The following is a 25,359-nucleotide window of genomic DNA, read 5'->3' as shown; positions in this document are numbered from 1 at the left end:
AAAATGAAAGTTTAAACAACTTTATTATTAAAGTTTGGTTATCAACAATTTTATTTTCTCCTTTTTTAATTTTTTTATTCTCATGGATTTTATTAAAAAAAGATATAGATGCAATTTTTGGAGCATTTAAATATTATTTACTTTATGCAGCCATTGGTTTTTTATTTTCAATTCCTTCAATAATTATATTTGGATACCTATATCGTTATTTGACTAAAAGAAAAGTAACCTTAGTTCAATTAAATCTATATTTATGTATATTCTCCATTTTTAGTGTTTTTACTAGTTTTTATTTTCTTGGTATAAATTTTTTATTTTCAAATATAGTATTTCCGATAAGTTATAGTCTTGTAACTTGTCTATCAATAATATTTATTAATAAAAATTATTCTATTACTTCTTCAATAAAATCTTAAACTCAGTTCCCGTTTCTTTAGATGATTTGGCAACAAATATTTTTCCTTTGTGATAATCTTCGATAATTCGTTTGGCTAATGATAATCCCAATCCCCAACCGCGTTTTTTGGTTGTAAAGCCGGGTTGAAAAATCTTTTTCTGCAATTTGGTCGGAATTCCAGATCCTGTATCGGTAATAGAAATTTCGACAAATTTACCTTTCGTTTTTATATCGATATCCAAAACGCCTTTATTTTGCATGGCATCAGCCGCATTTTTCATCAAATTTTCGATAACCCAACTATATAAAGAAGAATTAAGATTGATGTTAAATTCATCGACATCGGTAGCAAAATTTACTTCAATTCCTTTCGAAATGCGTTGCGAAATATAATCGACTGTTTGTTTGGAAGTTGAAATAATATCAGTTTGTTTGAGTTCAGAAGTTGAACCAATTTTCGAGAAACGTTCGGCAATATGTTTCAACCGATCCACATCTTTTTCAATTTCTATGACTGAAGTTTGATCGATTTCTTCCAATTTCAATAATTCGACCCAACCCATCAACGAAGAAAGTGGTGTACCAATTTGATGTGCCGTTTCTTTTGCCATTCCAGCCCATAAATAACTTTTTTCGGTGTCACGAACTGTTTTGAAATACCAGTACGAAAATCCAAAAAACAGTAAAATCAATAAAATAATGATGAGTGGATAATATTGTAATTGATTGAGAAGTTTTGAATTTTTGAAATAAACATAATTTTTAGTTCCGATTAATTCAACATCAATTGTTTGTTCCGACGATTTCATTTTGTTGACATATTTTTTTAATTGAACCGAATCTTTTACGATGGATTCATCAATATTTTTGGTGTCTACAATAATGCCTTTTTCGTCTACAAGTGCAACAGGGATTGATTTGTTGTCTTCAATTAATTTGAATAGAAAATCTTGCGTTTTCGGGTCTAAAAATTCTGATGAGCTTATCAACTCTAGCGATCGCGCATAATTCTCTACACGTTTGTGTTCTTCACGTTTTAGCTCTTGTACAATTTTGTTACTCGACCATATTGTAATAGCGAAAATCACAAATATTATAAAGAAGCCAATCCAACGTTTGTTTATTTTTTTTGTTAGAAAATTTCTCATCTAAATGTAAAATCTTTCTTAAATTTATATCAAATGTAATGATTATTTGATTATAATATATTTTTATGGCGAGATAAGATAAATATGATGAAAGTAATTTTTTTTAAAGCCTTAAATAGTTTATTTTTGTAGCTAAATCTCATAGAGAGTAAAATTTATGGATCGTTTTTCGTTTTTAAATGCCGCTCATTTAGAGTTTATAGGCGACTTATATGATCAATACGTCCAATATCCGGATAGTATTGAACCAAGTTGGAAAGCTTTTTTCCAAGGGTATGACTTTGCGAATGCAACATATGATGGAGAGCCATTATTTGCACCAGCAACACAAACAGCTCCTAACAAAGCTAGTCAAACAACGCAAGCAGTAGTTAATCCTGCAGTAGTATCTCAAGTTCCAGACAACGTACAGAAAGAATTTAAAGTAATCAATTTGATTGATGCTTACCGTTCTCGTGGACATTTGTTTACTAAGACTAACCCAGTTAGAGCGCGTAGAACTTTTGAACCTTCATTAGACATCAAGAACTTCGGTTTGACAGATGCCGATTTAGGATTGACATTCAATGCTGGTGAAATTTTAGGTATCGGTGGACCAATCACTTTACGTGAAATCATTGGACACTTAGAAAACATGTACTGCGAATCTATCGGAATCGAGTATATGTATGTAAGAGAACCTCAAAGAATTAATTGGATTCAGAATTGGTTAAACCAAAACTTGAATCAACCAAAATTATCTAAGGAGGAGAAAGAACGTGTTTTAGAAAAGTTGAATGAAGCAACTGCTTTTGAAAACTTTATGCACACGAAATATGTTGGACAAAAACGTTTCTCGGTAGAAGGAAATGAATCTTTGATTCCTGCTTTGGATACATTGATTAATCGTTCTGCAGAACACGGCGTACAAGAGGTTATCGTAGGGATGGCTCACCGTGGCCGTTTGAATGTTTTGGCTAACATTTTTGGAAAATCATATTCTCAAATCTTTTCAGAATTCGAAGGAAAAGCTTTTGATACGGATTTAATGGCTGGTGATGTTAAATATCACATGGGATCATCAAATCAAATCAAAGCATTGAATGGAAAAGATATCCGAATCAATTTAGCACCAAATCCATCTCATTTAGAGACTGTAGATGCAGTTGTAGAAGGTATTACACGTGCAAAAGTTGAGGAAGATTATAAAGATGATTATTCTAAAATTATTCCAATCTTAATTCATGGTGATGCTGCTGTAGCTGGACAAGGAATCGTTTACGAGGTTGTTCAAATGGCAGGATTAGACGGATACAAAACAGGTGGTACAGTACACGTTGTGGTAAATAACCAAATTGGGTTTACAACAAACTACTTAGATGCTCGTACATCTACATATTGTACAGATGTTGCAAAAGTAACATTGTCTCCTGTAATGCATGTAAATTCTGATGATGTAGAAGCGGTAGTTCACGCTTTCCGTTTTGCAGCAGATTATCGTGCAGAATTCGGTTCTGATGTATTCATCGATTTATTAGGATACCGTAAATATGGACATAACGAAGGTGATGAACCAAAATTCACTCAACCTAAATTATATAACTTAATCGCTAAACACCCAAATCCTCGTGAAATTTACAAAGATAAATTATTAAAAGAAGGTGTAATTGGTGAAGAAATCGTTAAACAAAAAGAAGCTGAATTTAAAGCTTTATTAGAAACGAATTTCGAAGCTTCTAAAGAAATTGAGCGTAATCACATTTTCCCTTTCATGCCAGAAGAGTGGGAAGGATTTGAAATTGCTGATGATGCAAAAGTTTTTGAACAAGCAAATACTGCTTACGATGAAGCAAAATTAAAAGAAATTGCAAAAGCTGTTTCTACCGTTCCAGAAGGTAAAAAATTAATTAAAAAAGTTTCTCGTTTAATTGAAGGACGAGGAAAAATGATTGAGGAAGATAAAATTGACTGGGGATTAGGAGAAGCTTTAGCTTTCGGTTCTATCTTAACAGACGGACGTAACGTGCGTGTTTCTGGGGAAGATGTAGAACGTGGAACTTTCTCTCACCGTCATGCGGTTGTAAAAACTGAAGACACAGAAGAAGAAATTATCTTATTAAACCATATCAATAATGAACAAGGTCAATTAAGAATCTATAATTCATTATTATCTGAGTATGCAGTTTTAGGTTTTGATTATGGATATGCAATGGCAAATCCTAAAGCGTTAACTATTTGGGAAGCTCAATTTGGAGATTTCGTGAATGGAGCGCAAATCGTAATCGACCAATATATTTCTGCAGCAGAAGATAAATGGAAATTACAAAATGGTTTAGTAATGTTATTGCCTCATGGATATGAAGGGCAAGGAGCAGAGCACTCTTCAGCACGTTTAGAGCGTTTCTTACAAATGTGTGCTGGTAACAATATGTTTGTTGCAAATATCACAACTCCAGCTAACTTCTTCCACGCATTAAGAAGACAGGTTGTAACAGATTACCGCAAACCATTGGTTGTAATGTCACCAAAATCATTATTACGTCATCCATCAGCAGTATCATCATTAGCAGATTTCGCAAATGGAGGTTTCCAAGAAATCATCGAAGATGTAACAGTAGATGCGAAAAAAGTGAAAAAAGTAGTTTTCTGTTCAGGAAAAATCTACTACGATTTAGACAAAAAACGCCAAGAATTAGGTGATAAAGAAACTGCAATTATTCGTTTAGAGCAATTATATCCTTTAAATGAAGAAAAAGTAGATGCTATCATCTCTAAATTTGGTAATGCTAAATTGGTTTGGGCACAAGAAGAACCAGAAAATATGGGAGCTTGGATGTATATCTTACGTAAGTTAAGAAAATATCCATTCGACGTAGTTTCTCCAGCAGAAAGTGCTGCAACAGCACCAGGTTCAAGTAAACGTTGGGCTGCAATTTACGAAGAGGTAATTAATAAAGTATTCAATTAAAAAATAAAGCTAATAGATATGTTAGAAATGAAAGTCCCATCACCAGGGGAATCAATCACAGAAGTAGAGATCGCTACGTGGTTAGTAAAAGACGGTGATTACGTAGAAAAAGACCAAGCAATTGCAGAGGTTGACTCAGATAAAGCAACATTAGAATTACCAGCAGAAGAAAGTGGAATTATCACTTTGAAAGCGGAAGAAGGTGATGTTGTAGAAGTAGGACAAGTTGTTTGTCTTATTGATACATCAGCTGCTAAACCAGAAGGAGGAAGCGCTTCAGCTGCAGAAGCACCAAAGGCTGAGGTTAAAGAAGAAGTAAAAGCTGCTCCAGTTGCTACACCAGCACCTGCTGCTCCAGCTGCAACTTACGCTACGGGAACTCCATCTCCAGCGGCTAAAAAAGTTTTAGACGAAAAAGGTATCGATGCTTCTCAAGTAAAAGGTTCAGGACGTGACGGACGTATCACTCAAGATGATGCAGCTCGTTTTACACCAGCAATGGGAACTTCTACTCAAGGAACTCGTGCTCAATCAGAGAAAAAATTATCATCATTACGTCGTAAAATTGCACAACGTTTAGTTTCTGTTAAAAATGAAACTGCAATGTTAACTACATTCAACGAAGTTGATATGTCTGCAATTTTTGCTTTACGTAACCAATATAAAGACGAATTCAAAGCTAAACACGGTGTTGGTTTAGGATTCATGTCTTTCTTTACAAAAGCAGTTACACGTGCATTAGAGTTATACCCAGACGTAAACTCTATGATTGACGGTGACTACCAAGTAAAATTTGACTTTGCTGACGTTTCTGTTGCAGTATCAGGACCAAAAGGTTTAATGGTACCAGTAGTACGTAATGCAGAAAATTTAACTTTCCGTGGTGTTGAGCAATCTATCAAAGATTTAGCAATCAAAGTACGTGACGGAAAAATTTCTGTTGATGAAATGACAGGAGGTACATTTACAATCACTAATGGTGGTGTATTTGGATCTATGATGTCTACACCAATCATCAACCCACCTCAATCAGGTATCTTAGGAATGCACAATATTGTTGAGCGTCCAGTTGTTAAAAACGGACAAATCGTTATCGCTCCAATGATGTATGTTGCTTTATCTTATGACCACCGTATCATCGACGGACGCGAATCTGTAGGATTCTTAGTTGCAGTTAAAGAAGCGGTAGAAGATCCATTAAACGTATTAATGGGCGGTGACGCTAAAAGAGCTTTAGAATTGTAATACATAAAAACATTCTAACAATCCATAAATTGAAAGTCGTTCGTAAGAACGGCTTTTTTGGTTTATGTAATTAATTTATAATATTATTTTTTTGTGTTTTTGTAATTGATTTAATGAAATTCAGTTTTTTAAATAATGTAATTTTTAAATGTTAATTTATTAATTACAAGTGTTTTATGTTTTTGTTTTTAAGGAAATTAATTCTTTAAATTATTGCTGATTAATATATATTGAAATATAATATAACCCGTAGTTCATTTGTATTAGATTGTATATAAAAGTTGTGCAACCTTCTAAAAAACAGGAAATTGTAATTATTACACAAACAATTCAATACACAACATTAGAGCAAATTTCTATAAAATTTTAGAAGTATTAAAGAGTTTATGTCTTGAAAGTGAGAATTTTTTTTTCAGATACGAAGGCCCAGATTATCTGACTTGAAATTAGTTGCTTTAAATCAGACTTCAGGAAACACGAGTATTGATAGTGAATATCAACTTTTTAGAATAATACCTTCTGATATTAAGTTACTTATAGAACGTAGCGTTTATAATAGACGAAAAATAAGATTATTTATACATATGGAACGAATTCGAAAACGGTTAGCATAAAAATTGAATGTTTCTGAAAAGTAGTTTATTGTGGATAGCATGCCTTTAGAAGTTTGCAAATTATCAAGAAGCACACGTAGTATAATATGCAGAGAAACCGATTATGCAATTCCAAATAAAGGTGATTGTGTTTCACAGAAAATGCATTATTACGGGTATAAAATTCATGGGTTTGCTCAGGGGAAGGAGTCTTTCAAAGTGTGGATATTAGTACTGTATAAGTGTATGAAATTCATTGTCTTAAAGATGTAAAACAGCAGTTTAAAAATTGTTCACTCTTAGGTGATAAAGGATTTTTATCCGCACAATACCAATTCGATTTGTTTACATCGCACAATATATAGCTAGAAGTTACTATGAGAACAAGTTAAAAAAAATATAAAGATCAACCTTTTGTAATTCGTAAATACAGAAAAAGGATAGAAACGTTATTCTCTCAATTATGCGACCAGTTCAAGATTAGAAAAAATAATGCTAAAAGCTTTTTAGGGTTTAAAACAAGGATACTATCAAAAATACTAACGCTCACTATTATTCAAACAATAAACAGAAACCAAAATAGAAATATTAACAACTTAAAAATTAACTAAATATACTACGGGTTAATAGACTATCTGCCAACTAATCGTGTCAGAAAAATATTTTTTTAAACTTAATTCTCTCTATTGACAGACTGTTTTTAAACGTTTAAAAATCAGTTGTATTATTTTTATCAAATCAAATTTACTTTTAAATTCTCGTTTACCTTGGCTTAAATGAGGTAGAATAAATTGTTTTATCTTATACTCACTAATGATTACCAGATGATTACTTATTTTTTTCGCAATCCAAATTTGATAATTTTCTCGAAACTTTTTTTATTTAATTTGTTTAAATAAGTTTAAAATTAAAGCTTTTTTTAATACAATTTTCATTTCACAAAAAAAGCTCTCCAAATGAAGAGCTTATTATATTATTTTCGAAAATTTATTTCTTTGGTTGAGGTGGAAATTTAGCTAATATTTCCTGTATTGCTTGCGGAATTCTTTCTGCTTTAGCACTGATACTACTCAAATTAAGATCAGAACCAACACCTTGCCAAACCAATATATTACGTTTATCATCAATAATGTCTATTACAATTGTTCCCGCTTGATAAGAAGAAACGCTATTTCCGCCGTAATATCCGCCATAGTAACCATAAGGACCGTAACCCCAATTGTTATTATTTACAGAAACTTGTTCTTTAGAACTTGTCAATAAGTTAATGACTAAGTCTGCATCAGAACTTACTTTTGTAAATCCTTTTGTAGCCATTTGTGCATCAATTGCTTTAATTAGTCGATTCTTATCCAAATCGTTAACCTTTAACTTATCTAATCCTTTTTGATGAAAAGTATAAGTTTTATATGAAGCAAAATTTGCTGATCTGTCGTAATCTGTACTTACTTGAACTGTTCCACAGCTTGTTACAAATAATGACAACAAAATTATAAAAGTAAAGTGTATAATTTTCATGACCTTGATTTTTTATTTAAAACTACAATTATTATTCCTAAATGTAAAGGTAAATCAAAAAAAAGAAGCTCAAAATACTTGAACTTCTTTTTAACTAATATTTACAATATTAGTTTGATAATTCTAACTCTTGAATTTTCACTTCAACAATTCCATTGTGATTGATTCTAACCAAATCTACAATTTGTGTTTCGTTGACTAATTCTGGATTAAAATCTGTCTGAACTTTCACATAATTCTCTGTAAAACCAAACATTTTTCCATCTTTATTATCATGTTCCCACAATACTTTCTGAGTCGAATTTAATTGCGATTGATAAAAAGCTTGACGTTTTTTCTCCGATAAAATACGTAACATTTTATTACGACGTTTACGTTCTCCTTGATCAACAACTCCTTCAAATTCGATCGCTTCTGTATTATCTCTTTCCGAATAAGTAAATACATGTAAATAGCTAATAGGTAATTCGTTTAAGAAATTATACGTTTCCATAAACAATTCTTCTGTTTCTCCAGGAAACCCAACAATTACATCCACACCAATACACGCATTTGGCATCACTTCGCGAATTTTTGTTACACGATCTAAATAAAGATTAGATAAATAACGACGTTTCATTTTCTTCAAAATCTCATCGCTACCAGATTGTAATGGAATATGGAAATGCGGCACAAATCGATTACTTTTTGAAACGAAATCAATTGTTTCATTTTTCAATAAATTTGGTTCAATCGAAGAAATTCTGATTCGTTCTATCGCATCAACTTGATCTAATTCTTGCACCAATTCCAAGAAAGTATGTTCGTGTTTTTTATTCCCGAATTCACCTTTCCCGTAATCACCTATATTTACACCCGTTAATACAATTTCTTTGATTCCTTTTTGTGCAATTTCATTTGCATTTTTGATAACATTTTCAACTGTATCCGAACGCGAAATTCCACGAGCTAAAGGAATTGTACAATATGTACATTTGTAATCGCAACCATCTTGCACTTTCAAAAAAGCACGCGTACGATCACCAATTGAATAAGAACCAACGTAAAAATCGGCTTCTTCAATCTCACAAGAATGAACAATTGTTTCTTCTTTTTTATTGATATCGTTTAAATATTCAGCAATATTAAATTTTTCTGCAGCTCCTAAAACCAAATCAACACCTTCCATTTCCGCAATTTCTTGCGGTTTCAACTGCGCATAACAACCTACAACGACAACAAAACCATCTGGATTTGCTTTCATTGCATTTTTCACAATCGTTCTGCACTCTTTGTCTGCATTTGCGGTTACCGAACATGTATTGATTACGTACACATTCGCAGAATCTGTAAACTCAACCTTCTGATATCCATTATCTTTCAAGTTTCTTGCGATCGTCGAAGTTTCAGAAAAATTAAGTTTACATCCCAATGTATGAAATGCAACTGTTTTAGTTTGATTATTCATAGCTGCAAATTTAAGAAATTATCCATAGTTTTGAAACATAAATAAATCAGCTATTCAAAATGACTAAATACTTTATCTACATTATGTTATTCGTTTCAATATTTTCGTGTTCTAAGAAAATTGAAATCGATGAAAACAAAGTATTTAAACTAAATCGTTACGATAATATTTCTTCTTTAGATCCGATTAATGCACGAACGCAAGCCAATAACTGGGCGTGTAATTTGATGTACAACAGTTTAGTGAAGATTGATAATCAATTAGAAATTCAGCCCGATATTGCAAAATCTTGGACAATTTCTGAAGATGGAAAAACGTATTCTTTTACTTTGAGAAACGATGTTTTTTTTCACAAACATGAAGCTTTCGGAAAAGATTCGACTCGAATTGTAACGGCTTCAGATTTTGAATATAGTTTTAATCGTTTAAAAGATCCGAAAGCTGGAGGTTCTGGAGGTTGGATTATGAATAATATCGATTCGTATAAAGCGATAAATGATACACTTTTTGAAATTAAATTGAAAGAGGCTTATCCTGCTTTTTTAGGTTTAATTTCGATGAAATATGCTTCTGTTGTCCCAAAAGAATTATTCAAAAATGGAAACAATGAATTCTTAAAACATCCAATTGGTACAGGTCCTTTTCAATTTAAGATTTGGGAAGATAATGTAAAAATGGTTTTCAGAAAAAATCCAAACTATTTCGAGTTTGATGAAAAAGGTCAACGTTTACCATATTTAGAAGCGGTTAATTTATCATTTTTACCGGAGAAAAATTCAGAATTTTTAGAATTAATTAAAGGTAATTTGGATATGATGGCAGATTTGGATCCTTCTTATAAAGACGAAATTTTAAATCCAATCGGAGATTTGAATCCAAAATATTCAAATATTTTAACGATTCAAAAAGTTCCTTATTTAAGTACCGTTTATTTATGTTTTTACCTTGATGCGCCTAATGCAGTTGATTTGAAATTGCGTCAAGCGTTGAATTATGGAGTTGATAAAAATAAAATCATCAAATATATGATGAAAGGACAAGCTTTTGAAGCAGATGGAGGTTTCATTCCGAAAGGTTTACCAGGTTATTCGCCAGAAAGTGGTTACAAATATTCTCCCGAAAAAGCACGTAAACTAATCAATAGCTATAAAAAAACGAACGAAAAAATTGTACCAATCGAGCTGACAACTGTGCAAGAATATGTAGATGTTTGCGAATATATTGCGGCAGAAATGGCAAAATTAGGTTTACCAATAAAAGTGAATGTTGTACCTGGACCAACGATGCGTGATGGAAAAGCAACAGGGAAATTTACGTTGTTCCGTGCAAATTGGGGAGCAGATTATCCAGATGCAGAAAACTTTTTGTCCTTATATTATTCAAAAAACTTTGCGCCAGAAGGTCCAAATTATTCACATTACAAAAATGGTGAGTTTGATAAAATGTATGAACAAGCATTTTTGATAAATAATCCTGACGAGCGTGCCAAAATTTATCAAAAAATGGATGCATTGATGATGCAAAACGCTCCAATTTTGCCATTATTCTATGATCAAACAACGTTATTTTTGAATAAAAAAGTCAAGAATTTTTCGATGGGACCAATCAAATTATTGGATTTAACGAGAGTTTACAAAGAATAATTCTTTTGACATTTCTCAAAAAGTTTGAACATCTTTTAAAAAAATCTAAATAATATTTCATTTTATTTCACGACATTAGATAATTGTTAACTTATTTGAAATAATCAGTTTTCTCTAACGTTTGAAATCAATATTTTAAAAGAAATAATTTCAGAATTAAAGGCGTTAAACCGAGTTTTTTTAGATATATTTGACACCAAATTTTTAATCAAAATCATTTAAATTTTTACTTATGAAAGTAAGACAACTTTTCGTAGTAGGATCTATCGTTACTCTTGTTGCAATTGGAGTAATCTCTTATTTTTGGCCAGGTATTTTATGGTCTTTAATAATTATTCTTCCTTTGATTGCTTTAGGATTTGCAGATATCTCGCAAACAAAACACGCTATCAGAAGAAATTTTCCAATTATTGGACATGGACGTTATTTGTTAGAAAGTATTCGTCCAGAAATTATGCAATACTTTGTTGAAACGGATACTGAAGGAAAACCTATTGACCGTTTAATGCGTAGTATGGTGTATCGTCGTGCAAAAAATGTAATTGACACAGTTCCTTTTGGGACGCAATTAGATGTTTATGAACCAGGATATGAGTGGTTAAATCATTCGATGTATGCTGGAAAAATCAAACATGCTGATGATCCACGTGTAAAAGTTGGTGGAAGTGAATGTAAACAACCTTATTTAGCAAGTTTATTAAATATTTCTGCAATGTCTTTCGGTTCGTTAAGTGAGAATGCTGTATTAGCGATGAACAAAGGAGCCAAATTAGGAAACTTTGCACACAATACTGGTGAAGGGGGAATTTCTCCATATCACTTACAGCCAGGTGGAGATTTAATTTGGCAAATTGGTACAGGATATTTTGGTTGTCGTGCTACTGATGGAGGTTTCGACCCAGATAAGTATGTAGAACGCGCTACTTTACCAAATGTAAAAATGATTGAGTTAAAAATTTCTCAAGGTGCAAAACCAGGTCACGGAGGAATTTTACCAGCAAATAAAAATACGCCAGAAATCGCTAAGATTCGTGCTGTAGAACCATATACAACTGTTGATTCTCCTCCATCTCATTCAGCTTTCTCTGATGCAGAAGGAATGTTACATTTCATCAAACAATTAAGAGAATTATCAGGTGGAAAACCAGTTGGTTTCAAATTGTGTATAGGGATTAAACGTGAGTTTATCGAAATTTGTGAAGCAATGATTAAAACGGGTATCAAACCAGATTATATCGCAATTGACGGTGGTGAAGGTGGAACTGGAGCTGCTCCTGTAGAGTTCTCTAACTCTCTAGGTATGCCTTTGTTAGATGGTTTAGCTTTCGCAGTTGATACTTTACGTGGTTATGGTCTTAAAAAAGATATTCGTGTTGTAGCTTCTGGAAAAATTATTTCTTCTTTCCACATTGCTCGTGCAATGGCGATTGGTGCAGATTTAGTTTATTCGGCTCGTGCTATGATGATGGCTGTAGGATGTATCCAAGCTTTACAATGTAATACAAATACATGTCCAGTTGGTGTTGCGACCCAAGATCGTGAATTGATGAAAGGGTTAGATGTAGAAGATAAAGCAACTCGTATGTATAATTTCCACAAGAAAACAATGCATATATTATCTGAATTAATTTCTGCAACAGGTGTTAAATCTCACAGAGATTTCAATCGTTCTCACGTAAATTTACGTATCGACAATACACGTATTATGTCTTATGATCAATTGTATCCAATTGTAGAAGAAGGTGCATATGTAGGAATGTCTGTAGAAGACGTATTACAAGAAATTAGAGTTCGTACATTAAGTAAAGTGAATTAATCAATTTCATATAATAGTAAAAAAGCAATCCAATTGGATTGCTTTTTTTATTCAAGAATATTCCGTAAATATTGAGACGGACGACAACCTGTATGTTCCAAAAAAGCATCCGAAAAAGTCTTTCTTGAATTAAAAACCAGTCTTTTATTGTATATTTTTTGAGATTTGGTTCATATGCAAATCGTTTCAAAAGATGATTAATTCTCAATTCGTTGGTTGTTATTTTACTTCTTTATACTCAACGCCCCTGAAGGACATTGGTGAACTTGTTTGATAAGTTCATCACTACTTGCATTTTCTGGTCTTAACCAAGGTTTTTCTTTTGGTTTGTAAACATTTGGAAGTGATTTTACGCAAATGCCTGCGTGTTGACATAATTTGGGCTTCCAGATTATGGTGATTTCTCCGTTTGTGTATTCGTGTTGGCTCATTTTGATATTTTTTATGAATTGAAGTTACTTAAAAATTTTCAATACTCAATGTTAAAATAATCTTAGTTCCAATATTTTGGGTACTCTCAATTCGCATTTTAATGTCAGCTATTTTAGCTAATTGTGTCGCGATATTCAATCCAAGTCCGCTACCGGAAATGTTTAGTGTAGATTCATTTTGAATACGGAAAAATCGTTCTTGAACAAATTTTAAATCTTCTTGATTCATTCCAATTCCATTGTCTTCAAAAATCAATTCATAACTATTATTCTCGATGTTAGAAAGAATTGTGATTTGACCTTTTAAGTTAGAATATTTTATAGCATTTGATAAAACATTATCTATAATAATCTCAAAAAATTCTTGGTAATTATCAATTTCACAAGCTTGAAGTTGTTCTGTATCGACAGAAATTTGTTTTTCTTGTAATAAAACATCAAAACGTTCAATTGATTTTAAAACTTCGGTTTTTAGCTCAAATAAAGAAGTTTTCAACTCTAAACTATTATTTTCTACACGAGAAATCAACAAAAATTGTTCTACCAAACGATCCAAACGATTCACTTGTTTCAAAGTATAATCAATTTTTTCATTGTATTGCTCAGGCGTGCGTTCGCGTCGAATCAAAATTTCCAATGTTCCTTTTATAATCGCCAAAGGTGTTCGAAGTTCGTGTGAAGCATCAGCCGAGAACTGTTTAGCTTTTAAAATTTGAAACTCTAATCGATCTAACAGTGAATTTATTGTTGCTGAAAGTTGAAATAATTCATCTTTATTTTTAGGTAATTGAATGCGTTCTGAAAGATTATTTTCGGTGATCGATTGCGCTGTATGAATCACATTGAAAACAGGTTTAATCGATTTAGCCGCAATAAAACGAGCTAAAAGAAACGTCAATAAAACTGAAATAGGAAAGATAATAAGTAAGGCAGTTTTTAAATAATCTAATGCTAATTGATTGTGTTTTGTAGAAACGCCTATTACTAAATAACCAACAACTTCGCCATGATGAATTAATTTTGCTTGAGAAATTAATAACTGAATTGAATTATATTCAGCATAAAATGGCTTGTTTTCTGGTTCTTCATTGTTCCAATCCAATTGATTTTGAACCATGTTTGGAGAACTTTCAACTAAGTTGAAATTTTTATCATAAATTGAGATAAAAACAGGATTCAGCGCAATGTCTGTATGTTCTACTTCTTCCCATTCGCGCGGTTGAACGAAGTTTTCTAATGTAGGTTCGTGTAAAACATAATCGACGTGACTGTTAATTTCTTCCTCCAACGTTTCGTACATTGTTTTGTTAATTCCCCTATTTACAACAAAGAAAATTAACCCAAAAATAATGAGTAAAACAGCAGAAAATAAAATGCTGTAAAAGGTTGCAATTCTATTTTTTACAGATAATTTTTTAAACATCGTTTGTTATATAACCCACGCCACGAATAGTATGTAAGCGCGGATCGTCTTTTTTTAGATTTAATTTTTTACGAATCGCGTTAATAAAAACATCAATTACACTTGTATCGTATTCAAAGTGAATGTCCCAAACGTTTTCAATGATTTCTTTGCGTGTACAAATTCGGTTTTTATTTTTGAAAAGGTAAGCTAAAAGTTGAAATTCTTTTAATGTTAATTCAACTAAATTATTGTCTAAAAAAGTCTGATGTGTTTCTGGATTGATTGAAATATTTCCGAAATTTAAAAGATTATTCGATTCATTTTGACGAAGATAAACGTTTATTCGCGCTACTAATTCATTAAAATCAAACGGTTTTTTGATGTAATCATTTGCACCAGCATTCAAACCTTCAATCGTATCTTGAACTGTATCTTTCGCTGTAATGAAAATAATGGGTGTTTTTTGGTTCATATTTTCAGAATTTCGGATTGCTTTACAAACGTCTAATCCAGAAATATTTAACATCATCCAATCCAATAAAATAACATCAAATTTCTCGTTATTTATTTTCACTAAGGCATCTTCACCACTTAAACAGTGCGTTGGCGATAAATTTTCTTCTTCTAAACCTTGAAGCATAAAATTGGCAATTCCCAATTCATCTTCAACAATTAAAACTTTTGGTTTGTTCATTTTCTAATTCGGAACAATAACATTCAAAGCATTCGGAACAATCGAAACTTCAATAGAATTTTGGTTAAAAATAACGGCTTCACCATCAACTTGAGCAATTGTTTTTGGTTGTTTGGAATTGAATTTTACTGAATTGACTTGCAATACTTTTGCTTGCTTCATTTTTTCAATTCGTTTTCCTAAAACATTAGCCGAAAACTGAATTTGTTGTATAAAATTAAGCTTTTTTACTGCAAGAAAGTCTAATTTTCCATCATTTAATTTTGCATTGGGTGAAAATGAGATGCCGTAACCCGCTTCGTTAGAGTTAGAGCAGAACACAAAATAAAAATCATCATCTAATATATGTTCATTGTCTAATTTGATGCTAAATTTTTTCGGTTGAAAGTTAAAAATTGCTTTTGTACTGGCAGTTACATATCCCAAAAAATTTCTGGTTTTGGTTTGCGCATAATTGTTAATTACATCTGCATCAATTCCCAATCCCATATTGCTAAAAAAGTAATTTTCGTTGATTTTTCCTGCATCAATTTTATTGATTTTTGCATTCAAAATCGTCTCAAAAGCTTTTTCTGTGGTTTTAGGAATGTGTAAATTCGCCGCTAATCCATTTCCGGAACCAATCGGAATAATCCCCAATGTAACATTGCTGCCAACCAAGGCTTGAGCGATTTCGTTTATCGTTCCATCACCGCCACAAGCTACGATTATATTAGGATTTTTTGTCAGAACTTGATTTGTAATTTCAGTTGCGTGACCAATATTTTCAGTTAAAAATGTTTCGAATTCAACATTTTTTTGACTAAAATAGTGTTGAATTTCAGTTTCAATCATTCGTCCTTTTCCCTTTCCAGCAATAGGATTGATGATAAAAATGATTTTATTTTTCATTTAATAAATGATTGCTAAATAAATAATCGGCTGTTTGATAATTAGATATGATAGAACGCTCGAAAATAGGATCAACCTTTGTATCAATTAAATTTTTGTCAATCCATTTGTATTGATTGATTTTCTTTTGATCAGATAAAATCGAAACATCTTCACCTTTTTTCATTCCTAATTTAATATACGTACCAACAAAAGAACGTGATTTGTATTGCGGATCAAAAATATCTTTTCCATAAAATTGAGATGTATATTTCCAATTGAACAACGAAAATAACGTAGGGAAAATATCAATTTGAGAAACTTCTTTTGTTACATTTTCGTTGGCGTGCGATTTTAAATTATAGATAAATGCCGGAATGTGATGATTTTTTACATCAATTGCATCTTTGCCCGCGCTACTTGCACAGTGATCGGCAATAAAAACAAAAACGGTATTACTGAACCAAGGTTTTGTTTTGGCTTTTGCAATTAAATCTCCAATTGCATAATCGGCATATTTTACAGCTCCAGGACGACCAGTTCCAGACGGAATATCAATTTTTCCATCTTCGTACGTATAAGGTTTGTGGTTAGAAGTTGACATGACAAAAGCAAAAAATGGTTGTTTTGTTTTGTATTTTTCATCGGCAACTTTGATCACTTTTCTGTAAATATCATCATCGGCAATTCCCCAAGCATTCTCAAAAGTAACTTCATCATCATTAATATTGTATCGATTGGTATTGATTTTATCACTCAAAACGCTGCCACGACCGCGATCGTAAATGTCAAAACCATTTCCACCATAAAACGCATTCATATTGTCAAAATATCCATCGCCACCATAAAAAAACATATTGTGGTATCCTTTTGCTTTGAAAACATTCGAAATAGTATATAAATTTTGATTATCAACACGCTTCACAATACTGTTTCCAGGCGTAGGAGGAATTGATAATGTGACAGCTTCCATTCCACGAACAGTACGCGTTCCGTTGGCAAACATATTTGAGAAGTAAATGCTGTTATTTGCAATATCATTAAGGTTTGGAGTTATTGATTTTCCGTTGAATTGCTCTTGCAAAAATGAAGCGCTCATACTTTCCATTAACACAAAAATCACGTTTGGTTTTTGTTCTGGTTGTGATGGATTACTCGCTAAAATTGTTCTTCGTATTGGATTTTTGAATTGTTGATCGAAAACAGTTTTCGAATCTTGCAATTCAGATTTCATCACTGCAAAAGCATCTTCAATCGGAATAGATTTATAATGTTCGTCATATTTTAAATGATTATTTCGGAAAGCTGAAAAGAAAGAAAAGATTCCCGCTTTTGAAATTTCGTTGTTGTATCGGTTTTCTGAAGTTGAACTACTATCATTATTTAAAAGAAACAATGAGCCAACCACAAGTACTAAATTGAACACAAAAACGCCAATTTTTTGACTTGTTTTTGGCTTGTTATGAAATGTATTGTAAAAGAAGTAACCTTTTTTTGTTGCAAAAATTGTTAAGCCAGTAATTAAAACAATTCCGCCAATTAAAACTGGTAAAGGATATGATTCTTGAATATTTTTAACAACTTCGTAGGTATAAATTAAATAATCGACCGCAATAAAATTGAATCGGCTTTTGAATTCGTCCCAAAATGTAACTTCGGCAAAAAATGTAAAATAAATGATTACCAAATACAATGTATAAACGAAATACACGAAAGTTCGATCAAATAATGAATTGACGAATTTGTTTGGTAAAATCATAAAATAAAATGATAAGAATAACGTGAAACAGCTTACAACGCTAATGTCGTACACCAATCCATAAAAAATAGTGTGCAATAACGAGCCAATATTCCAATCGAAATCACTTTTTACCCAAATTGCAAAAATTAGGCGTAGAATAAATGAAATTAGAATAAATAACGAACTGAAAAATAGTAAAATACTGTAACGTCCTTTTAAATTATTTGTAAACATTTTGTTTTTGAATTATTGTTCAAATATCTTGATATTTAATAGATTATTAACATGGAAAAGTGAATCTTAAGCGAATCTTAAGTTTGCGATTCTTGAATGAAAGATAGAAACTGAAAACGTTAATAATTCGTGAAAAAATGGTTTTGATTAGAAATAGTTGTAAATTTGTATTTGGTTTATAAAGTAGGTATAATGGAAGAGATATTAATCAATGAAAAAGAAGAAAAGTTTTTAACATATTGGGAGAAAAGATTCTCTACAATTTTTAAAGACAATACAAGTTGGACAACTTTGTTTATGACAGTTAACAAAGCTACTTTTCCAGATTCATTAAATATAGAAACGTTTTGCAAAAAGTTTATGCAAGATTTCAATATGAAATTATCATATAAATATGATGAATCAGATAACGAATACGATTTGACAATTACAAGATAATTACGGAAAACGAAAAATCCTTATCAATTTTGATAAGGATTTTTTTTGTTGTAAAATGGGACATTTGATTGATAATCATGCTTAAATTTTAAGAAAAATATTTAACCAAAAAATTAAATAAAATATTGTTGATTTAGATTTGATTTTACTAATTAAAATGTTTAATTTTGCAATTCACTTTTAAAGGTGATTTAGTTTTTAAAGTTTACAACATTTGTATAGCTCATAATAAGGTTGAGCGTCTCTACGGCAGACCATAAAAAATTGCCACTACAAATGAATTTTTTTCTACAAAATGAGTCTTGAACCACTCTCGTTAGAAAATAGTTTGTTTGTTGATGTAGATGATACAAATGGTTTAAACACATTAAACCAAATAGTACAGCAAACAATACAATGAACCAAAGACTTTTCATTCAGAAGAAATCGAATTTTGACGTTATCAGTCAGAAGACTACAATAGAACTCAAAAACCTTGTACCTACAATTGTGTGCAAGGTTTTTGTTATTTATGATCTATTTAATATAGAAGAAAGCCAATTACAAGAGGTTCAAAATAAGGTGTTTGTCGATCCTGTGACAGACGTTGTTTTCAAATACGTAGAAGATGCAGTTAACGAAAGCATTCCTTATTCTAAAAATTATTTTGCAACCGAATTTTTACCAGGTCAATATAATCAACGCGATGATTCTTCGGAACAATGTTTAGTGTTGATGAATGTTGAAAATGTAACCGTAAAATCTGGTTTACTATATGTTTTCAATGATGATTTGTCTGTGGAAGATTTAAAGAAAGTAAAAGATTACTTAATCAATCCAATTGAGTCGCGCGAGAAAGATCTTTCAAAAATGGAAATTCCAGCTAATCCAGAAGCTACAGAAGTTCCAATTATTGAAGGTTTTATTTCTGCTGACGAAAATAAACTACAAGACATTTACAACCAATTTGGATTATCGTTAGAGATGGATGATTTAGTTTTTATTCAAGACTATTTCAAATCAATCAATCGTAATCCAACCGAAACTGAGTTAAAAGTTTTAGATACTTATTGGTCTGATCACTGTCGTCATACAACTTTTGAGACGGAGATTACAGATGTTCAATTTAATTCTAAATTTAACGAAACACTTCAAAAAACATTCGATTATTACCAACAAGTTCGTCAAGAATTAGGAATAACTAAACCAATTCGTTTGATGGATTTAGCAACTGTGATGGGAAAATATCTTTCTCGTACAGGAGTTGTGAAAAATATTGATGTTTCTGAAGAAATTAACGCATGTTCTATTGTCGTTCCAATCGATGTAGATGGTGTTGAAGAAGAATGGTTATTACAATTCAAAAACGAAACACATAATCACCCAACAGAAGTGGAACCATTTGGTGGAGCTTCGACATGTGTTGGTGGAGCAATACGCGACCCTTTGAGTGGACGTTCTTACGTTTTCCAAGCGATGCGTATTACAGGAGCTGCAAATCCTTTAGAAAAAATTGAAGATACGTTACCAGGTAAATTACCACAACGTAAAATCTCTAAAGAAGCAGCAAACGGATACAGTTCTTATGGAAATCAAATTGGTTTAGCGACAACTTTTGTGAAAGAAATTTATGACGAAGGGTACAAAGCAAAACGCATGGAAGTTGGTTTTGTGGCTGGAGCTGTAAAAAAAGAATATGTTCGTCGTGAAGAACCAGTTGCAGGTGACCGAATTATTTTATTAGGAGGAGCAACAGGTCGTGATGGAGTAGGAGGAGCTTCTGGTTCATCTAAAACACACGATGGTCTTAAATTAGACGATTTATCAGCAGAAGTTCAAAAAGGAAATGCAATTGTTGAACGTAAAATTCAACGTTTATTCCGTAATCCAGATGTTTTAGCATTAATCAAAAAATGTAATGACTTTGGAGCAGGAGGTGTTTCTGTTGCAATTGGTGAAATTGCACGCGGAATTAATGTTAATTTAGATTTAGTTCCATTGAAATATGCTGGATTAAACGGAACAGAATTAGCGATTTCTGAATCTCAGGAACGTATGGCTGTTGCGGTTGAGGCTAAAGATGTGGAAACATTTATCTCATTAGCAAAAGAAGAAAATCTTGATGCGACTTGTGTTGCTGAGGTAACGGGAGATGATACAATGACTTTGGTTTGGAAAGGAACAAAAATTGTTGAATTAGACCGTAAATTTTTAGATACAAATGGCGTTCGTAAACAAGCTAAAATCGAAGTTACGGACGAAGAATATACAAATCCTTTTGAGAATAAAGCCTTCAATAAAGAAGCGTTTATTGCAATGATGCAAGAGTTAAATCATGCGTCGCAAAAAGGTATGGTAGAAATGTTTGACAATAACGTTGGACGTTCTACTATTTTGAATGCTTTTGGTGGACAAACAATGGATACACCAGAAGATGTTTCGGTACAAAAATTCCCAACAGACGGATTTACAAATGCAGTTTCTATTGCTTCATTTGGTTACAATCCTACAATTTCTCGTTGGTCAAATTATCACGGAGCTTATTTTGCGGTAATTGATTCGATGACAAAAATTGTTGCTGCTGGTGGAAATTACGCTGATATTCGTTTAACTTTTCAAGAATATTTTGAAAAATTACGTGATGAAGCTACGCGTTGGGGAAAACCATTTGCGGCTTTATTAGGAACGATTGAAGCACAAAAACAGTTCGGAATTCCTGCAATTGGAGGTAAAGATTCGATGTCTGGTTCTTACCAAGATATTGATGTTCCGCCAACGTTGATTTCTTTTGCAGTTGCACCTTCTTTGGCTAAAAAAATTGTACAAGGAACGTTAGTTGAAAAGAATTCTAAACTTTCAGTTTTTATTCCAACATTAACAGAAGATTATTTAATCGACGAAGCAAATACAAAAGCTATTTTTGATTTTATCGGAACAATTAATGCTGATGTAAAATCAATGATGACGGTTAAATTTGGTGGAATTGCAGAAACTGTAGCGAATATGGCTTTTGGTAATGAAATCGGATTTGAAATCAAAACTGATTTAGATGTAGCAAAATATTATCCAGCTTCGATTGTAATTGAACATTCAGATGATTTAAATATTCCTGCTGAAATCGCTCAAAATTATCATGTTTTAGGTCAGACAAATGATTCAACTTCGTTCAACTTTAATGGAGAAGAAATTAATTTGATTGAATTAAAACAACAATGGAAAGAAACATTCAATTCATTGTTTCCATATAAATCAACTACTGAAACTGTTGTTGAGGAAAAAGATTTAAAAGCAGAACAAATTTGTTTTGCCTTCGCCGATCATAAAGTAGAAAACCCAAAAGTTTTCATTCCAATTTTCCCAGGAACAAATTCAGAATATGATTCAGCAAAAGCGTTCCGTAGAGAAGGAGCAATCGTTTCGACTTTGCCTTTCCGTAATTTAACACAACAAGATGTTGAAGAATCAGTTGATGCTTTTGTAAATGAAATCAATCAAGCCAATATTTTCTTTGTACCAGGAGGTTTTTCAGCTGCTGATGAGCCAGATGGATCAGGTAAATTTATTGCAACGGTTTTACGCAATGAGAAAATCAAAAATGCAATTCACAATTTATTAGAGCGCGATGGTTTGGTTTTAGGAATCTGTAATGGTTTTCAAGCGTTGATTAAATCAGGATTATTGCCTTATGGACGTATTCAAGATTTAGAAGAAGATACACCAACATTAACGTTCAATGAAATTGGTCGTCACATTACACAATTAGCGAAAGTGAGAGTGAATAAATCGCATTCACCTTGGTTAAAAGGAATGGAAGGACAAGAATATTGGATTCCGTTTTCGCATGGAGAAGGTCGTTTCGTAGCAAATGAGGTTGAATTAGAAAAGTTAATTGATAAAGGACAAATTGCCACTCAGTTTGTTGATTTGGATGGAAAATTAGCTGGAAAAATGCCTTATAATCCAAATGGATCTACGTTTGCGGTAGAAGGAATTGTATCGCCTTGTGGAAAAGTTTACGGACGAATGGGACATCCAGAGCGTTACGAAGAAGGATTATTCAAGAACATTCCAGGAAATGGATATATGAATATCTTCAAAAATGCGGTGGAGTATTTTAGAGGGTAGTTTATAGATATGAGATATTAGATGTTAGATTTGAGAAAATTTAACTTCTAAAAATTAAATAAAAACTTGTCATTCCGAGCTTATCGAGGAATCTAAAAAAGATTCTTCATTACGCTAAAGCTTCATTCAGAATGACAATTGGAAATAAAATAACGAATTTCGAATCTCGCATTTCGAATTTCTAAAAAAGAAACAAACAACAAACTAATACCAATTTCGATCCTGAACCAATCGAAATTAATCTCGAAAGTTAACCTTGAACAAGTTAATTTTCAAAACAAACAACAAACACGAAGTGGACTTTTTCATTTCAAACAAAACAAAAAAACGATGTAATGAAGTTAGAAATAAGAAACTAGAAGTTAGATGAATTATAACTTTGAATTTCGAAAATCGAGCTTCGAAAAAACAAACAACAACGATGAGCTTAACAAAAAAAGACTTCATTTACGAAGGGAAAGCAAAACAAGTTTACTCAACAGAGGAAGCAGACAAAGTAATTGTTTATTACAAAGATGACGCAACTGCATTTAATGCACAAAAGCGCGGAACTGTTGAGGACAAAGGAGAAATGAACAACAAAATTTCGACTTTAATTTTCAACTATTTGATTGAAAAAGGAGTTAAAACTCATTTCATCGAGCAGTTGAATGATCGTGAGCAATTGGTGAAAAAAGTATCAATTATTCCAATTGAAATGGTTGTGCGCAACTATGTAGCTGGGTCTATGGCTCAACGTTTAGGATTAGAAGAAGGAGCGAAATCTCCAGTTACAATTTTTGATATCTGTTACAAAAAAGATGAATTAGGAGATCCATTAATCAACGATCATCATGCGGTTTTATTAGGAGCTGCAACATATGATGAGTTAGATGAAATGTACACACAAACAGAAGTAATTAACGAAGCGTTGAAAGAATTGTTCTTAAAAGCTGGATTAATTTTAGCTGATTTTAAAATTGAATTTGGTAAAGATGTTGATGGTAATATCATTTTAGCTGACGAAATTTCTCCAGACACATGTCGTTTATGGGATGTTGAAACAGGAAAAAAATTAGATAAAGACCGTTTTCGTCGTGATTTAGGTGATGTTTCAGAAGCTTATCACGAAGTATATAATCGTTTGACAGAAGTTTTAAAATAAACATTTTTTTCATTCTATAATGATTGATAAAAAATTACATAAAAGCCAATTAAAAGCTGAATATTTAACGAATTTCTACGAAAGAAATTTATTGAAAAAATATGCAGCCGATACTGTGGATAGTGTAAACGAAGAATGTGGTGTTTTTGGGGTTTATTCGCCAAAGAACATCAACACGTATTCTATTGCGCAGTTTGGTTTATTTGCGCTTCAACACCGTGGACAGGAAGCGTGTGGTGTTTCTTTCTTGAAAGATGGAAACATCAAAACGGTGAAAAAAACAGGTTTGGTATTAGACGTTTTCAAAACAATGGAAGCCGAAATTGAAGAATACCAAGGAAATGCTGCGATCGGACATACACGCTACACAACTGCTGGAGGTGGAAGTCGTCGTAACATTCAGCCACTTTACACGTACAATATTTACGGAAAACCTCATTTCTCTATTGCTCACAACGGAAATTTGATTGAAGTTGAAGAATTGAGAGCTGAATTAGAAGCAGAAGGTTTACCATTTTTAGCAACTTCGGATACGGAGGTTTTATTACGTTCTATTCAAAAATATTCGCATTTAGATATTGTAGAAGCTATACAGAAAGGTACAGAAAAGGTAAAAGGAGCTTATTCGGTTTTGTTATTAGCGAATAATCAAATGGCAGCTTTTCGCGATCCAAATGGTATTCGTCCTTTATGTTTAGGAAAATTGGACGATGCCTATGTTTTCTGTTCAGAAACATGTGCATTAGACGCTGTCGGAGCTGAATTTATCCGTGATGTAGAGCCAGGTGAATTGATTGTTGTAAATGAACAAGGTTTGAAATCTTATTCATTAAATCAACCAACGCAGCGTAATATTTGTGCTTTTGAGTACATTTATTTTGCACGTCCTGACTCGAATATCGAAGGAAATGAAATCTACGATTTACGTGTAGAATCTGGTCGAAAATTATACGAACAATCTCCTGTTGCTGCCGATATTGTAATTGGTGTTCCAGATTCTGGAATTCCATCTGCAATTGGTTATTCAGAAGCTTCGGGTATTCCTTACGAACCAATTTTGATTAAGAATCGTTATATGTCGCGTTCGTTTATCGTTCCTTCACAAGAAATGCGTGAACGTGTGGTCAACTTAAAATTGAATCCCATCAAAAATAAAATCAAAGGAAAACGTTTGGTTGTTTTAGATGATTCGATTGTACGTGGAACAACTTCGAAACTTTTAATCAAAATCTTAAAAGAAGCAGGAGCAAAAGAAATTCATTTCCGTTCTGCTTCGCCTCCAATTATTGCACCTTGTTATTTAGGAATTGATATGCCTTCTAAAGCAGATTTAATTTCAGGAAATAAGTCAATTAAAGAGGTTGAAGATTATTTGAATGTCGATTCGTTAGATTTCTTAACAGTTGATAATCTGATTGATTTATTAGGAAGTAAAGAACATTGTTTTGGATGTTTTACAGAAAAATATCCCGTAAATTATTCTAATGAAGAATGTAAAGAGGTAAAACCTTTGCATATAGATTAATAAGTTATACGAATTTCGA

Annotated in this window: 17 protein-coding genes, 1 pseudogene and 1 riboswitch; of the genes and pseudogenes, 10 read left to right on the top strand and 8 right to left on the bottom strand. The window is 32.2% G+C overall.

Annotated features, from left to right (window positions below):
* On the top strand, positions 1-416 hold a 416-nt coding region (locus B3J26_RS02140), incomplete at its 5' end, for a hypothetical protein (RefSeq protein ID WP_291072992.1).
* Here the strand turns inward: B3J26_RS02140 and B3J26_RS02135 are convergent.
* The gene (locus tag B3J26_RS02135) at positions 394-1,545 is read right to left on the bottom strand and encodes a sensor histidine kinase (RefSeq protein ID WP_291072991.1); all 1,152 of its coding nucleotides are present in this window, start codon (positions 1,543-1,545) and stop codon (positions 394-396) included. The genes B3J26_RS02140 and B3J26_RS02135 overlap by 23 nt on opposite strands.
* A gap of 157 nt (positions 1,546-1,702) precedes the next feature.
* Here B3J26_RS02135 and B3J26_RS02130 point away from each other — a divergent pair, with 157 nt between their 5' ends.
* The 3 genes and pseudogenes from B3J26_RS02130 to B3J26_RS02120 all read left to right on the top strand — a co-directional run bounded on the left by B3J26_RS02130 (position 1,703) and on the right by B3J26_RS02120 (position 6,941).
* Positions 1,703-4,492 (top strand): 2-oxoglutarate dehydrogenase E1 component, encoded by a 2,790-nt coding sequence (locus B3J26_RS02130; protein ID WP_291072989.1) that lies wholly within the window; start codon positions 1,703-1,705, stop codon positions 4,490-4,492.
* A gap of 18 nt (positions 4,493-4,510) precedes the next feature.
* Positions 4,511-5,737 (top strand): 2-oxoglutarate dehydrogenase complex dihydrolipoyllysine-residue succinyltransferase, encoded by a 1,227-nt coding sequence (gene odhB / locus B3J26_RS02125; RefSeq protein WP_291072987.1) that lies wholly within the window; start codon positions 4,511-4,513, stop codon positions 5,735-5,737.
* A 333-nt stretch (positions 5,738-6,070) separates the two neighbouring features.
* Positions 6,071-6,941: pseudogene (locus B3J26_RS02120) on the top strand (IS982 family transposase).
* A 376-nt stretch (positions 6,942-7,317) separates the two neighbouring features.
* Here the strand turns inward: B3J26_RS02120 and B3J26_RS02115 are convergent.
* Entirely contained in the window at positions 7,318-7,848 is a 531-nt protein-coding gene (locus B3J26_RS02115; protein WP_291072986.1) for a DUF4136 domain-containing protein, read from the bottom strand.
* A 109-nt stretch (positions 7,849-7,957) separates the two neighbouring features.
* Positions 7,958-9,295: a tRNA (N(6)-L-threonylcarbamoyladenosine(37)-C(2))-methylthiotransferase MtaB gene (gene mtaB, locus B3J26_RS02110; protein WP_291072985.1), complete on the bottom strand. Its 1,338-nt coding sequence runs from the start codon at positions 9,293-9,295 to the stop codon at positions 7,958-7,960.
* Positions 9,296-9,354: 59 nt separating this feature from the next.
* Between mtaB and B3J26_RS02105 the strand changes: the two genes are divergently transcribed.
* Complete coding sequence (locus B3J26_RS02105; RefSeq protein WP_291072983.1) at positions 9,355-10,938, top strand: ABC transporter substrate-binding protein; 1,584 nt, start codon at positions 9,355-9,357, stop codon at positions 10,936-10,938.
* 232 nt (positions 10,939-11,170) lie between these two features.
* Complete coding sequence (locus tag B3J26_RS02100) at positions 11,171-12,754, top strand: FMN-binding glutamate synthase family protein (RefSeq protein ID WP_221855006.1); 1,584 nt, start codon at positions 11,171-11,173, stop codon at positions 12,752-12,754.
* A 224-nt stretch (positions 12,755-12,978) separates the two neighbouring features.
* Here B3J26_RS02100 and B3J26_RS02095 read toward each other — a convergent pair whose 3' ends face one another.
* From B3J26_RS02095 to B3J26_RS02075, 5 genes are read right to left on the bottom strand one after another with little or no spacing between them, the layout of a single operon-like run.
* Complete coding sequence (locus B3J26_RS02095) at positions 12,979-13,185, bottom strand: (4Fe-4S)-binding protein (protein ID WP_286474443.1); 207 nt, start codon at positions 13,183-13,185, stop codon at positions 12,979-12,981.
* Positions 13,186-13,213: 28 nt separating this feature from the next.
* A complete protein-coding gene (locus B3J26_RS02090; RefSeq protein ID WP_221855539.1) occupies positions 13,214-14,608 on the bottom strand; it encodes a sensor histidine kinase in 1,395 nt (464 codons plus the stop codon).
* Positions 14,601-15,284 carry a response regulator transcription factor gene (locus B3J26_RS02085; RefSeq protein WP_221855537.1) on the bottom strand — a complete coding sequence of 228 codons (684 nt, stop codon included), beginning with the start codon at positions 15,282-15,284 and terminating at the stop codon, positions 14,601-14,603. The genes B3J26_RS02090 and B3J26_RS02085 overlap by 8 nt, the downstream gene beginning before the upstream one ends.
* Positions 15,285-15,287: 3 nt before the next feature.
* Positions 15,288-16,175, bottom strand: a complete 888-nt coding sequence (locus tag B3J26_RS02080; protein ID WP_291072979.1) for a diacylglycerol/lipid kinase family protein — start codon at positions 16,173-16,175, stop codon at positions 15,288-15,290.
* The gene (locus B3J26_RS02075) at positions 16,165-18,129 is read right to left on the bottom strand and encodes an LTA synthase family protein (RefSeq protein WP_291072977.1); all 1,965 of its coding nucleotides are present in this window, start codon (positions 18,127-18,129) and stop codon (positions 16,165-16,167) included. Before B3J26_RS02075 ends, B3J26_RS02080 begins: the two co-directional genes overlap by 11 nt.
* Before the next feature lie 192 nt (positions 18,130-18,321).
* On the opposite strand from B3J26_RS02075, the gene B3J26_RS02070 reads away from it, so the two are divergent.
* From B3J26_RS02070 to purF, 4 genes are all read left to right on the top strand, one after another.
* Positions 18,322-18,567, top strand: a complete 246-nt coding sequence (locus tag B3J26_RS02070; protein ID WP_038332385.1) for a hypothetical protein — start codon at positions 18,322-18,324, stop codon at positions 18,565-18,567.
* A gap of 194 nt (positions 18,568-18,761) precedes the next feature.
* A riboswitch (purine riboswitch) is annotated at positions 18,762-18,860 on the top strand.
* Positions 18,861-18,963: 103 nt separating this feature from the next.
* Positions 18,964-22,671 (top strand): phosphoribosylformylglycinamidine synthase, encoded by a 3,708-nt coding sequence (locus tag B3J26_RS02065; protein ID WP_291072976.1) that lies wholly within the window; start codon positions 18,964-18,966, stop codon positions 22,669-22,671.
* Between the two features lie 421 nt (positions 22,672-23,092).
* Positions 23,093-23,815: a phosphoribosylaminoimidazolesuccinocarboxamide synthase gene (gene purC / locus B3J26_RS02060; protein WP_038332381.1), complete on the top strand. Its 723-nt coding sequence runs from the start codon at positions 23,093-23,095 to the stop codon at positions 23,813-23,815.
* Positions 23,816-23,834: 19 nt separating this feature from the next.
* The gene (gene purF / locus B3J26_RS02055) at positions 23,835-25,340 is read left to right on the top strand and encodes an amidophosphoribosyltransferase (RefSeq protein WP_291072975.1); all 1,506 of its coding nucleotides are present in this window, start codon (positions 23,835-23,837) and stop codon (positions 25,338-25,340) included.
* Positions 25,341-25,359: the final 19 nt, after the last annotated feature.

Origin of the sequence: Empedobacter sp. UBA5987, assembly GCF_002429865.1 — a bacterium.
GTDB classification, from domain to species: domain Bacteria; phylum Bacteroidota; class Bacteroidia; order Flavobacteriales; family Weeksellaceae; genus Empedobacter; species Empedobacter falsenii_B.
The sequence above is the reverse complement of the archived record's forward strand: the minus strand, read 5'-3'. Positions and strand labels throughout refer to the sequence as shown.